This is a genomic window from Microcoleus sp. M2_D5 (assembly GCF_036701935.1).
GTDB lineage: Bacteria > Cyanobacteriota > Cyanobacteriia > Cyanobacteriales > Microcoleaceae > Microcoleus.
Genome location: NZ_JAUBRP010000031.1, coordinates 1 through 13,271, shown reverse-complemented (window position 1 = coordinate 13,271; position 13,271 = coordinate 1). Strand labels below are relative to the sequence as shown.

At 46.6% G+C, this 13,271-nt stretch carries 13 protein-coding genes; 6 read left to right on the top strand and 7 right to left on the bottom strand.

What is annotated here, in order from left to right:
• Positions 1-68: 68 nt before the first annotated feature.
• Entirely contained in the window at positions 69-251 is a 183-nt protein-coding gene (locus tag QUA50_RS14940; RefSeq protein WP_333264889.1) for a hypothetical protein, read from the bottom strand.
• Positions 252-313: 62 nt separating this feature from the next.
• Positions 314-1,165: a YHS domain-containing (seleno)protein gene (locus QUA50_RS14935; protein WP_333264890.1), complete on the bottom strand. Its 852-nt coding sequence runs from the start codon at positions 1,163-1,165 to the stop codon at positions 314-316.
• Positions 1,166-1,448: 283 nt separating this feature from the next.
• On the opposite strand from QUA50_RS14935, the gene QUA50_RS14930 reads away from it, so the two are divergent.
• The 3 genes from QUA50_RS14930 (at position 1,449) to QUA50_RS14920 (ending at position 4,349) form a co-directional block, all read left to right on the top strand.
• Positions 1,449-2,060: a cupin gene (locus QUA50_RS14930; protein ID WP_333264891.1), complete on the top strand. Its 612-nt coding sequence runs from the start codon at positions 1,449-1,451 to the stop codon at positions 2,058-2,060.
• 157 nt (positions 2,061-2,217) lie between these two features.
• Positions 2,218-3,672 carry a HAMP domain-containing sensor histidine kinase gene (locus QUA50_RS14925; RefSeq protein WP_333264892.1) on the top strand — a complete coding sequence of 485 codons (1,455 nt, stop codon included), beginning with the start codon at positions 2,218-2,220 and terminating at the stop codon, positions 3,670-3,672.
• Complete coding sequence (locus QUA50_RS14920; protein WP_333264893.1) at positions 3,669-4,349, top strand: response regulator transcription factor; 681 nt, start codon at positions 3,669-3,671, stop codon at positions 4,347-4,349. The genes QUA50_RS14925 and QUA50_RS14920 overlap by 4 nt, the downstream gene beginning before the upstream one ends.
• Positions 4,350-4,442: 93 nt before the next feature.
• On the opposite strand, the gene QUA50_RS14915 is transcribed toward QUA50_RS14920, so the two are convergent.
• Together QUA50_RS14915 and QUA50_RS14910 are read right to left on the bottom strand one after the other, a co-directional pair.
• A complete protein-coding gene (locus tag QUA50_RS14915; protein WP_333264894.1) occupies positions 4,443-4,862 on the bottom strand; it encodes a DUF6335 family protein in 420 nt (139 codons plus the stop codon).
• A gap of 238 nt (positions 4,863-5,100) precedes the next feature.
• Positions 5,101-5,307 (bottom strand): hypothetical protein, encoded by a 207-nt coding sequence (locus QUA50_RS14910; protein WP_333264895.1) that lies wholly within the window; start codon positions 5,305-5,307, stop codon positions 5,101-5,103.
• A gap of 165 nt (positions 5,308-5,472) precedes the next feature.
• Here QUA50_RS14910 and QUA50_RS14905 point away from each other — a divergent pair, with 165 nt between their 5' ends.
• Complete coding sequence (locus QUA50_RS14905) at positions 5,473-5,886, top strand: peptide chain release factor 1 (protein ID WP_333264896.1); 414 nt, start codon at positions 5,473-5,475, stop codon at positions 5,884-5,886.
• 308 nt (positions 5,887-6,194) lie between these two features.
• Entirely contained in the window at positions 6,195-7,304 is a 1,110-nt protein-coding gene (locus QUA50_RS14900; protein WP_333264897.1) for a transposase, read from the top strand.
• Positions 7,305-7,452: 148 nt separating this feature from the next.
• Here QUA50_RS14900 and QUA50_RS14895 read toward each other — a convergent pair whose 3' ends face one another.
• The 3 genes from QUA50_RS14895 to infC all read right to left on the bottom strand — a co-directional run bounded on the left by QUA50_RS14895 (position 7,453) and on the right by infC (position 11,740).
• Positions 7,453-7,929, bottom strand: a complete 477-nt coding sequence (locus QUA50_RS14895) for a Crp/Fnr family transcriptional regulator (RefSeq protein ID WP_333264898.1) — start codon at positions 7,927-7,929, stop codon at positions 7,453-7,455.
• A 122-nt stretch (positions 7,930-8,051) separates the two neighbouring features.
• Positions 8,052-11,096 (bottom strand): HEAT repeat domain-containing protein, encoded by a 3,045-nt coding sequence (locus tag QUA50_RS14890; RefSeq protein WP_333264899.1) that lies wholly within the window; start codon positions 11,094-11,096, stop codon positions 8,052-8,054.
• A gap of 107 nt (positions 11,097-11,203) precedes the next feature.
• The gene (gene infC, locus QUA50_RS14885) at positions 11,204-11,740 is read right to left on the bottom strand and encodes a translation initiation factor IF-3 (protein WP_006635262.1); all 537 of its coding nucleotides are present in this window, start codon (positions 11,738-11,740) and stop codon (positions 11,204-11,206) included.
• Between the two features lie 417 nt (positions 11,741-12,157).
• Here infC and QUA50_RS14880 point away from each other — a divergent pair, with 417 nt between their 5' ends.
• Positions 12,158-13,180 carry an alpha/beta fold hydrolase gene (locus tag QUA50_RS14880; protein WP_333264900.1) on the top strand — a complete coding sequence of 341 codons (1,023 nt, stop codon included), beginning with the start codon at positions 12,158-12,160 and terminating at the stop codon, positions 13,178-13,180.
• Positions 13,181-13,271: the final 91 nt, after the last annotated feature.

Below are 13,271 nucleotides of genomic sequence, written 5' to 3'. Positions count from 1 at the left end.
TTGGCGCCACAGGCTGTCCGGCCTGTGCCACCACACATCAAATTGGTTGTGGGGTGTCCCGCCCGCCCTCAGCAGCCACAGGCTGTCCGGCCTGTGCCACCAGACATCAAATTGGTTGTGCGGAGTAGGGGTTGGGCGTCCCGCCCGCCCTCAGCAGCCACAGGCTGTCCGGCCTGTGCCACCAGACATTTTCTTGTGGGTTGGGCGTCCCGCCCGCCCTCAGCAGCCACAGGCTGTCCGGCCTGTGCCACCAGACATTTTCTTGTGGGGAGTAGGGGTTGGGCGTCCCGCCCGCCCTAAGTTCTATTTGAGCTTAGCGGAACAGTTCTTTGTTATTCAGAATAGCCGGCCAATTTTTGTTTCCTGAAGCAATGTGACCGGGAATATCGCCCATCCACTGTGCTTGTACTGTTTTATCGTAGTTGAGATAAAGCTTCCCATTAACGATTTTCCAGGCGTCAGGCTGGGTGACAACAAGATGCCCTTCACTGGTTCCTTGGGCGCAATATCCACCGTATTGAGGAGCATACTTTTCAGGATTTTTAGCAAACATATCACGGTTGGCTGCACTAGCAAACATCCAAGTTGTTCCACCCCAATTATGTTTAAATTGGCTAACTCCCATAACTAATTTGCTTTGGGTGAAATAGGCTACGACATCCTGACCATCAAGAGCAACACCTTTTTCCGTGTAGAATTGAGGATGAAGGGTTGCTCTGCTGCTTTTACCCGCACAAGGATTGGCTTTACCCGCACAAGGATTGGCTTTACCCGCACAAGGATTGGCTTTACCCGCACAAGGATTGGCTTTACCAGCACAAGGATTTTCTTTACCCGCACAAGGATTGGCTTTACCAGCACAAGGATTTTCTTTACCCGCACAAGGATTGGCTTTACCAGCACAAGGATTTTCTTTACCCGCGCAAGGATTGGCTTTACCAGCACAAGGATTGGCTTTACCAGCACAAGGATTGGCTTTACCAGCACAAGGATTGGATTCTGCAACCTTGTATGAAATGGTTGTAGAGTTTGAGTTTGTTGAAGATTTGAAGTTGCCGTAGCTAACATTAGTTGTTACCAAACCTAGAATGGTGGCAATGGCGATCGTGGTAATGTATTTTACTTTCATGTGTCTGATTCCCAGATAAATTGTTAATAATTCCATGCCAGATATTTGCTTGAGGCTTCTTGCTCTCTGGCAATTATTCTGGCTTTTTTGTCCTCAAGACTTGAGGTTGTTTACATTAACACTCAAGAAAATGAGTGCTAGATGAGGAAGAGATGGATGGGAGATAAAACTCTGAATACTTTATACACCACTTTCTTCAGCAAAAATTCATCTGGAAATTAGGAACGCATCATCTAGTTACCCCGAATGTCTTATAGAGTGAAGATTAACCCTGACTATCTTTTAGTAGTGCAGTAATTTAACCGCGAGTTGAGAAATTATGACAGGAAAAGACTGGTTAGTGACTGATGATGGACAGTGCAATATTTTTGAGGCTACAAGTCAAATTGAAGATTTGACCCATCCCTACCGGCTTTACCGCTTTTTAACTGACTTGGAAGATGTATTAGAGCAAATTAGTGATGATTATTTACGACTCCAGGCAATTTGTCCGCTTGTCCGCAGGTTGTTAGATAGTTCTTCCTGGTTTCAAATTGCTCTCCTTGAGCCTGACTCTGAGACAGGCTGGGCAGTACAAACACTTTATGATGAACCATTTTTTCCTCTGACGGTGCAGTTGGTCGCTTGGGCTCCGGGTGCAGTTTCTCCGATTCACAATCATGCCAGTTGGGGATTGGTGGCCCTACTTGATGGAGAGGAGAAAAATACTTTTTGGCAGCGATCGCCAACTCGCAAGTTTCCCGATAAAATCACAACAGTGGGCGATATTTTGCTTGCTCCTGGTGACGTTTTGTGCTTAATGCCAGATGCGATTCATCATGTGGAAGCGCTGGGAGATAAACCAACCATTAGTTTTAATCTTTATGGTGTAACAGATTACGATCGGCGATTTGAGTTTAACCAGATTCAAGGCACTGCCAAAAACTTTTAAGATAGCAGCCTGATGAAAAAAATATCCACAAATCTCAAATATAGCGGGCGATAATCGCGGCCGCACTAACTTTCTTTTATTCGAGGCAATAAGAATTTTATTTAGTTAAAAATAGACTAATTTTAATGCTTGACTTTCCTCACTACCTGACGACATAATGAAGCTAATTCGCCAAGTTAGAGCCGCTATCAACCATCTCACGGGCAAGCGAATTTCCACCTCTTCGCTTCAGTTTCGCCTGACGCTGGAATTGCTGGTGCTCTCGATTTTAGCACTGAGCAGTGTGGCATTTTGGGCCGGCTGGCAAAGGTCGCAAAATCTAGTCGGTGCCCACAAAAAAACCCTGGAATATATTGGAATACGCTTTCCCGAACAGGTTGAGCTTTATAGTGAAATGGGTTCACTAGAAATTGGCTTAACTCGAAGCGTGCATAAAGCTTCCACAGGAGGAATCATGGTGTGGGTGAAGCGAAATGATGGGATGCTTTTGGTGAATTCACCTGATATGGATCTGCAATCTTCTAAGATTACAAAGATGATCTCGTTGACGGAAGTACCTGCTGAGCCGACTTTTGTTCAGGTAGGCGATCGCTACTTAGTGATATGCAGCCGAACTCTGAGGATTAAAAATGAGTTACTGGGTACGGTATATTTCTCTCAAGATATCACTGATGAGCAGCGTCAATTAAATGATGGGATTCGCAGTCTAATTGTTGTCAGTATTGTGGTAATCTTAGTGTTAATGTTGGCGATCGCCAGTCGCATTCGTCACGCTCTCCATCCTTTGGAACATATGAGTCAGGTAGCTAGCACTTTGTCTGCTGATAATTTGCAGGCGGCAAAACTCCAACTGCATCAGGCTCCTGATGAGATTTTAGGACTAGCGCAAACCTTTAATGAGATGTTGTTTCGCTTATCTGGTTCCTGGGAGCAGCAACGCCAATTTGTCGGTAATGTTTCCCACGAATTACGCACTCCTCTGACGGTTGTAGTTGGTTATTTGCAAAGTTTGCTGCGGCGCAGCACTAACTTGAGTGACTATCAGCAACAAGCACTGGAAACAGCCGTTGGGGAAACTGAACGCACGATTCGGATGTTAGAAGATTTGCTCGATTTGGCACGGGCTGATAGCGGCAACTTGCACTTTCGTTTGAATCCGGTGATATTGAATACTCTGGTGGCTGAGGTGGCCCAGATGAGTCAAAAAGTTAGCAATCGAAAAATTATTTTCGTGTCAACTGATGAGGATGTTGTAGCCTGTGCGGATCAGGATCGTTTACAACAAGTATTAATTAACTTAGTCGATAATGCCATCAAGTATTCTGCTCCCGAACAACCAGTTGAGTTAGTATTAGAAAAGAGGGAACAGCAGGTGATGATTCATGTGGCCGATCGCGGAATTGGTATTTCTCTCCCCCATCAAAACCGGATTTTTGAGCGGTTTTACCGGGTGGATGAGTCAATGACGCGCTCTAGAGACGGTACGGGGCTGGGATTGGCGATCGCCAAAAGCCTCGTCGAAGGCATGGAAGGACGTATTACGCTCCGATCTAAACCGGGAGAAGGTAGTATTTTTACTATCACCTTACCTGTCTGGAATCCGCAGCTATGAGCGATCGCATTCTCCTTGTTGAAGATGACCCTAAACTGGCAAAGTTCATCGAATCTGAACTTAGTCTTGAAGGATATCACGTCACTGTCGCCCCCAATGGATTGGATGGATTAACGATCGCTCGCGATGCTCAACCGGATTTATTAATTTTAGATTGGATGCTTCCCGGCATCTCTGGATTAGATATCTGTTTAAGGTTGCGATCGACTGGTGTTCAAGTACCAATAATTATGTTAACAGCAAAAGATGAAGTACCCGATCGCGTGACGGGATTAAATGCTGGAGCCGATGATTATGTTACTAAGCCTTTCAGTATGGAAGAACTCCTCGCGAGAGTCAAAGCACGTCTGCGCCGAACTCAAGCAAATGACCCCGATCGCTTACAATTTGAAGACCTAATTTTGAACGGTTTAACCCGTGAAGTTTATCGAGGAAGTCAACTAATTGAACTGACTGCCAAAGAGTTTGATTTATTAGAATTTATGCTGCAAAATTCCCGTCAAGTCATTACCCGCGATCGGATTTTAGAAAAAGTTTGGGGTTACGATTTTATGGGCGAGTCAAACATTATTGAAGTGTATATTAGGGCGTTACGGATTAAGTTAGAAGCAACTAACTCAAAACGCCTGCTGCATACTGTTCGGGGAGTGGGATACGTGTTGCGAGAGCAAAAGTGATGAGGGGCGGATTTACAAATACTTCGGATATGAAGTATGGATACTGGTGAACCCGCTCCTATTATATTACCTATTTTTTTGTACCAAATAGACCTAGAAATCCGGTCGTTCCTGATAATCTTCCGCAGAACTCGGGTCTAATTCCCACCGACTTTCATCTCGACGTTCAAGCATATCTGTTGTGTGCAAAATAGCGCCATCGGCCATCTCTAGGCCCGCAGCGGCTCCGAGTTCGTCAACCACATCCAGGTCTGGAGTAGGCGCGGTTCCGCCCACAGATTGCTCGCCCGTGGCACTTTCTTGTTCCGCAGCCGGATTGCCATCCTCGCCGCCGATTTGGGAAGTGGAAGAGTATTCCGAACTGCTGTCCTGCAGGGTTGTTATGTCGTCTTGGCTCAATCCCGGTCGATCGATGACGCCGGTACCGTAAGATTCGGTAATTTCTTGAGGCAATTCGCCCAAATTATCGCGTTGTGTTGTTGTTTTTGGGTTGCTTTTCTTTTGCTGTGCCACGATACTTGCTCCTGTTTGTTTTTGAACTCAATTAAATGTAAAATGTCCGAATTTGGCTTTAACTTAATTGTTTTTATTAATCGCCATTGGCTATAGCTAGGTAGTATTTTAATTGCTATTTCAGTTTTTAGCTTCTATCCCAGGAAATATATTGATTCGGATCGGCTATTTCATTGGGAATACAAAAAGCGATCGCCCGTTTGACAAGGGCGATCGCTTTTTAATGGGGAGGCTAATTCTATTCGGGAAAATCAGGAATTACCCATTTGGGGGGCTCCATCCGTTTCCTTCTCAGGGCTTCCTCTGCTATTTCTAGCATTTTATCCAGAGAAGTATTTTCAATAAAGTTGGACGTTGCTTCTGCGTATTCCCGCTTCGGGCACTTGTCGCCCAGAACGCAGCCATTGACGCAAGCTACAGCACAATCGACAGTGTTCTCCACCATAACTTTTTTCCTTTCACGGTTGCCACAACTAATAGGCAGGTACTCTGGGTGAATTTGTCAAGAGACTGCTCTATATCTTTATTTTACTTTACAAATTGTCATCAAAGGTCGATCGCCTGGGCAAAACTGTTATAAAATCAAAGCAACCTACCTAATCTGCCGATCGTGAACAATTTTCTGCGGCGCTTAAAACTTTTACCTTGGCGAGAAATGCTGCAAATTTCCGCCCTCGTCAACTCAATCGTGATTGGACTGGAGCTATTTTTAGCCTGGGGTTTCACGCAATCGCGGCCAATCCGCAACGGGGTGACGCTTCTCTACGGTTCCTCCCTCGGCATATTGATACCTTTTGCCGCAGCAGTGGGAATGGGAGCTTTAGCAGTGTACTTTTTAGAGTATTGGCAACAACAATTTTTGCTCAACCGAATTAGTTTGTGGGTTTTAGTTTTCTGCCTGCTCTTGGGTTTGGTGTTAAAGTCATTCCTACCTATACCTCCTTTATTAGCAAGTTTATCGGAAACTGCACTAATCGGAGTTACGGTAGGAGTTTTCTGGAAGGGCCGGCCTTATTGGCGATAGTCATGCGATTTTAGATTTTAGATTTTAGATTTTAGATTTTATATCTTAGATTTTAGATTTTAGATTGGCTATGACTGATGAATATTCGGGTTTGGGGGTTGTCTACAGTTACATTTTTTTGTAAGTATCGTATAAGGTGCCAATAGCGGACACTAGCCATAAAAATTGTGCGCTATTGGCACTTTACCAAAGAACGGGGTTTAAAGCCCCGTCCTTATAGGACGGTTTTAATTTCTAATTTCTAAATTGTCCTAATTTTCTCAGATGTTGTGGTATAGTATAATAAGAATAACACAGAAGAGAGAGGCATGAAAGCGCGGTATCAATACAGATTTTATCCTAGTACGGAACAAAAAATTAGCTTAGCTAAATTGTTTGGTTGTACTAGAGTAGTCTGGAATGATGCCCTAAGAATTTGCCAAAAATCTGCCATAAAACCTAGCTGTGCAGACCTGCAAAAAATGGTAATAACTCAGGCAAAAAAGACTGAGGAGAGAGCATGGTTGGGAGAAGTGTCGGCGATTTGCCTGCAACAATCTGTCTCTGATTTGGAAACAGCTTTTAAGAATTTTTTTGATTTTTGTAAAGGAAAACGTCAAGGCAAAAAAATAGGCTATCCAAAGTTCAAAAAAAAGACAAACAGCCAATCCGCAAAACTAACCAAAAACGGCTTTTCGTTGAGGGATAATTATGTTTGCCTTGCAAAAATTGGCAGAGTTAAGCTGATTTGGTCTAGGGAATTGCCAGACCATCCAAGCTCTTTAACTATAATCAAGGATTGTGCAGAGCGGTATTTCATCAGCTTTGTAGTAGAGGATTATCCCGAAAAAGTCGAAGCTAAGAACCACAGCGTCGGCATTGATTTGGGCATTAAAACCTTCGCTGTAATGAGTGACGGGACTAAAGCTGTAAGCCCTGATTACAAAGTGTTAGATCGCAAAATTCGCAGATTACAGCGTAAACTTTCCCGTCAAAAACTCGACTCTAAACGGCGGAATAAAACCAGACTGCAAATAGCTAGACTGCACAACCGAATTGCTGACACTAGAAAAGATTTTTTGCACAAACTATCAACTAACTTGGCTAAGGATAATCAACTTGTCATTTTAGAAGATTTGAATGTAGCAGGAATGGTAAAAAATAGGAAGCTATCAAAGGCAATTAGTCAGCAAGGTTGGGGTGAGTTTAGGGCTTTGTGCGAGGGAAAATGTGGGAAGTATGGCAGAGAGTTCAAAGTAATTAGTCGCTGGGAACCTACCAGCCAAGTTTGCTCAGATTGCGGGTTTAAGTGGGGGAAAATAGACCTCTCTGTGCGTTCTATACTCTGCCTCAATTGCGGTACTAACCAAGACCGAGATGAGAACGCCGCCAAAAATATAAATAAAGTCGGGATAGGGCATTGCCACGACTCTAAATGAACATGGAGACGCTCGTAAAACTACTTCGGTAGTATCGGTCAATGAAGTGTTAAGAATCCCCGCGCTTTTAAGCCGGGGAGTATGTCAAAGAAGATAAATTGTGCAGAATTACCGATCGACTAAAAACACAATTCTCAATTCCCCAATTTTATCGCATTTCAGGAACTCTCACAGTCTCTGTAGGAGGCATCAGGGCTTCTTTAGCATTCAACTTTTGATTCAACTCCCGAATCCGGCGCGACAGCAAGCGAATAATATTCACCGCAATTCCCGGCGTTTCATCAATCGCATCGTATAGCTGCATTTGAGTCAGCATCAAACACTCGGATTGTTCGAGAGTAGAAATAGAAGCCGATCGAGGTTCCGCATCAAACAGCGACATTTCCCCGAAACAAGCCCCCGCTTTCAACTGTGCCAAATCCCGATCGCCTATATGCACGCGCACCGTTCCCGATACCAAAATATAGAGAGACCGCCCTTCTTGTCCTTCCGTAAAAATCCTGTGCTTGGAAGGAAACGAAAGTTCATCCATTACCGATGCTAGACGCACGAGAAAATCATCCCGCAGTTCCTTAAAAATCGGAACCTCCCTCACAAACAATAGGCGTTCGACGCTGGTTAACATAATGAGATGCAGTGATTAATTTAAACTTAGAAAGGGGAAGGAAAAGGAGAATAAAAACGGTTGACGGTTAACGGTTAACTGTTGACTGACAATAACAACTGCCAACTGACAACTGACTAATGTTACCTTTTTCCCCCAGCACCCAACTCTGCCATCATCTCTTCAACTTGAGCGGATACCAAATTATCGGGGTCATTTTGCAGCCTGGGCAACAATTCGACCAAAGCCCGCGGCGAGGCTATTTTCAAATAGGCTAACACTGCTTCGCGGACAAAACCCGTCGGGTGCTGCAGACAGACAAGAGTTTGTTGAGCCGTAAGACTCCAGCGCGCTTCCCTCGCCAAGTGAAAGCAGCACGCCAAGGCCCAATCCGAAAGGAAGTGGCGCAATTCTAGCAAGCGGCGCAAACGATCGCTAGGGGCTAGAGGTTTGTAAACCATCAATTCCGAGAGGTTGCTCAATTTTTCTCTTTCCGAGTGTTGGTCTAACAAATTGATCAGCGATCGCTTCCTAGCTATATCCACAGTATTATCGAGAATTTCCAATCCCCTAGCAACCAAAGAAGGTTGGCCGGAAGCGATGTTGAAAGCAGCAGCTTGTACCGTGTCCAGCGGATAAAGAAACTTCATCAGCAAAAAACACCGCTCCCTAGCATCAGCTTCCAACCCCGCCAGAGCCCGCTGCAACAATTGAGCCGTATCCTTCCCAGGTGTCCCGGTGCTGTTGGCTTCCCGATCCGAGAAATTCCCGTAGCTTGTTACCCCAGACAAATCTACCAGACCTGCATAAATTTGACCGATAAACATTAACTCCTGTTCTATCAGAGTTTCCAAGCCGCTACGGCCGATGCGGTCTAGAACCCCTTCTATCCCCGCTTCCGAAGGCATTTTCAACAGGATGCGGAGGATATTGCGCCTCGTCGTTCCCCAAGCGGTCATCAAATTGCTCACCAAAATGTCGATCGCCTCATTTGTCCCAATTTGACCCAGAGCCGTCCAAGCTTGCAACCTGACCAAATCCGACTTGTGGATATCCTCAGCCAAATACACGAGCAAAGGAATGGCATCGTTGTGAAGTTTGACTATAGCCTGCAAAGCCGCTTCCCTAGTCGATTTGTAACCAAGTCCGCGCAACAGCGAAGGATAATATTCTTCCGAATGAGTAGACGAAATCACGTCTAACAGAGCGCAGCGCACTCGCAGAGATTCATCTTGCAACAGATTGGGGATATGCAGCCGCAGTCCTTGCAAATAATCAGCTTCTCCCAGAGCCCGCGTCCCCATAACACGTTCCCGCTCTTGTTTGTGCGTCAGCATTTGCCGCAGCGTATTAGTAGCCTCTGCCTTTTGCAGGCGATCGCCCCTTCTCATAATTAAAGCAGCCGCCGTACCCCGCACCACCGGATCGACCGTCGGCTGCAAGTAAGGCCGCAAGCTCTCAATATTCGGTTCAGCTTCCGTCAGCCAGATGTAGCGCAAAGCCAAGGCCAGAACCTCCGGCGGCAAGGATTGCTGCGAAAGTGCGCGGACAGATTCTAAATAGGCGGGGTTCGGGTGTTGCAGCATCGTTTCCAAGCTCTGGCGCTGCAAACCAGGGGACAGCGAATCTAGGAGGGGAGCCAGAACTTCTCCGACATTTTTGGGGTCAATTTGCGTCAGGAGTTCTATGCAAGAGCGCTTTTCATCTTCGCCCCCCGGCTTTTGTAGAGTTTCCACCACTGCGCGCTTGAGAGCTTTGAGGTCAACGTCTGTGACGCCCAAGCGCCCCCGCTCTGCACTTTTGACCAACAAACCCACGTATTGAGAGCGGATCAGCCAGACGACAAACACCCACAACAGTGCCAATATGACGATCGCGCCAATAAATATCAAGCTTTGCTGGTCGTGAAATACATTTTCGTCTTGCTGGGGGAGTATCTTGCCTGTCACCCACAGCATAATCAGGATGCCAACTCCTGTAGCTCCGCAGGACAAAGGTTCGCCCACACCGTTGACCAAAGTTTGAATTCCCGATCGAATATTGTCGGGAATCGGTTGAAATAAAACCGGGCTAACGGTTTCCAACAGCGTGTAGTGCAGCAGTTCGTCTAAAAATCTCAGCAATATCAGCCCGATAAACACAGATACTAGCTGGCCCAGAGATGCTCCTATAGTCAGCACCCCCAGTATCGCGATGCCCGCCGGCAAAATCATCGCCGTCACGAATACACCGATTCTTTCCACCAACCGGCTCGAAGCGAACCACTGAGTCGCCACTTGAAACAGGCCTTGTATCCCTTCATAAATGCCCAGGAAGCTAGCGATCCAGCTAGCTCCGTCCCCCGGGTTTTGGTATTCTAACTGGCTGTAGAATTGGAAATCTACCAGCACGTAGACGACTTCTGCGAGGATGAAGAAACTGACTAGAGGTACGGCGTATTTTTGCAGCGGGCCTGTAACTTTGCGGGCGGTAAATTCTTCTTGGTCGTCGTCTTCATCGTCATCCGTCCAGTGAGCCGTTTCCGGGAATGCTTGGCTGTATTTTTCCGTGAGGTAGTACAGCAACACCGAGCCTGTGGCCACCATCAACCCCGATATGAGGGTAACGTTTTTGAGTCCGACTACGTACAGCAAAACAGGCAGAGAAAATCCGCTGACTACTCCAGCTACTAGATAGCCGCTACTGACTAGCGGATAGGTGCGCTTGATTTCTCTAATATTAAACAGTTGGTTGGAAGTGATAGAAGTATTGAGGTCGTTGAGGACATAGCAAGCTTCTACCCACAGCCACATCAAAAAAATAGTAATAAAAGCGATGCTGACGCCAGCTATCTTAATATTTTCGTAGCCGATGCCGAATCGAAACAAAAATAGCGGTACCGACATCATACCCAGAACCACTACGACGGTGCGCCTCAGCGGCAGGATTTTTTGCAGCCACGAGTAGACAAATCCCAAGCCAGAACCGATAAACGCGCTGGCTATGTAAATCCAGGGCATTTTGTCTGCACCAAATTCATCTAGAAAAAGACCTACTGTGCTGAGTTCCAGCCAGATCAGCCCGACGGAGGTTAGAGTGTAGACGAGGAACATCAGTACGGTTCGCTCTACTTCTTCCGATCGCAGGTTGAGCGATCGTAGCACTCCTTGTCTTACTCCCGCCGAACCGCTGATTTGAAAATTTTCCATGCAGCGTTGATTTCCCTGTGTGGTAGCTTATTCCTGACTAACTTCCGAAGTCATCAGCTATCAGTCACCAGTTTATGACTGATGACTGCTCACTAATGACTATCTATTTATACTTTCTTTGGCGACAGCAGCATCATCATACTGCGTCCTTCTTTTTTGGGGGCTTGCTGCACTTCTGCGATTTCCTGCAAATCTGTGGCCATGCGCTTAAGCAAGTCCTCTGCTAGGTTGCTGTGTTGGATTTCCCGACCTCTAAACATGATCGTGGCTTTTACTTTGTCCCCAGATTTGATAAAGCGGTCTGCTAGTTTGAGGCGCACTTGGTAGTCGTGTTCTTCAATTTTGTAGCGCATCTTCACTTCTTTAACATCGGCAGTGTGCTGCTTCCGCTTTGCTTCTCGCGCTTTCTTTTCCTGCTCGAATTTGTACTTCCCATAGTCCATTACCCGGCATACGGGCGGGTCAGCTTTGTCGCTGACAAGTACGAGATCGAGTTCTTTTTCTTCTGCGAGGCGCAGCGCTTCTGCAGGCGTCAATATGCCTAGTTGCGCGCCGTCAGTATCGATTACCCGGATTTTGGGGTATCGAATATTTTCGTTGATCTGGGGTAGGTTGCGATTTTGTCTTCTTTCAATCACAGGCATGAATGGTTTTACAAGCAGTAGTTTAATAGCGAAGCTTCTTGATAGTTACAGGTTTGATCGGTCAATTTTTCACGATTGACGATCGAACTGTTTTATAAGGTGTTACCCTTACCGGACGTACTACCGCGCCCTGTGTCCCCTCCGCTAAAGCTTTGGGGAATATTTGGACGATCGTAAATGAATTCTTACAATACTTGCTATTCTACTCAGTCTGGCTGAGTTTCTGCCTAGTTTTATTTTAACTTCACACACGATCGCCCGCCCGAAGGCCCGATCGATGACAAAACCGTCAAAAATTCAGGGTAAAAGGTTAAGCATGAGGTACAACGGCTTTTTTTACCCCATCTCGCCCGGTCGGACAACTCCCCCAAGTCGCCTGATTTGCCTTGTAGAATAGGTATAACCCAGTGTAAATTTATGTTGCGATCTGAGGCAAAATTGACAAATTCTCTGCTGTGGCACCAACGGGTGGGAACTCAACGAGACTGGATGTGGCGGGGCTGGCAAACTCGCTACACTTATTTGCGGCCCGATAGGGTACGAAATCAAGGCGCGATCGAATCTCAAGATTCTGCGGCCGAACCAAAGGCCCAGCACGCATTGGGAACGCCGATTATTTTACTCCACGGGTTTGGAGCTTCGATCGGTCACTGGCGACAAAATCTCGCCCAACTCGCCGAAAACCAAACGGTTTACGCCTTGGATTTGTTGGGGTTTGGCGCTTCCCAAAAAGCTCCTATCGACTACTCTGTCTCTTTGTGGGTCGATCAAGTTTATGATTTTTGGCTAACTTTTATCAGAGAGCCAGTAATATTGGCAGGAAACTCGATCGGCTCGCTCATTTGTCTGGCCGTCGCGGCTGCTCACCCGGACATGGTGGCCGGCACGGTGATGATCGGCCTCCCAGACCCCTCTGTGCGAGCCGAGGCGGTGCCCGGATGGCTGCTTCCGGCGATCGAAACGGTTGAAAGTTTGTTTGTTTCTCCGATCGTACTCAGGCCTCTGTTTTATTTTGCCCGCAAGCCTTCCTTTGTCCGCCGCTGGGTTGGCTTTGCCTACTCCAACCCCGAAGCTGTCACCGACGAATTAGTAGAAATTCTAGCAGGGCCTGCGGGCGATCGGGGAGCAGCCCGCGCCTTCTGCGCTTTATTTAAAGCTGTAGGCAGTTCAAAATTTGGCCCCAGTGTCAAGACTGTGCTGCGAAATTTAAGAATCCCGATGCTGTTAATTTGGGGCAAACAAGACCGGATGATTCCCCCTCGGTTCGCCCGACCCCACCAATTTGTCGAATGCAACCCCAATTATTTAGAGCTAGTTGAATTAGACAATGCGGGCCACTGTCCCCAGGATGAATGCCCGGAACAAGTAAATCAAGCAATTTTGAACTGGATGAGCCGGAATTTTGCACCTATGGGCGAGAGCGAATTGCAGCACTGTTGATTAGACATCGGGCCGTCAACTACCGCACACCAACCCGAAGGGTCTGGTGTGGGCTTGAAAAAGCCTGTTGACCAGACGGCTAGTTCTTGAC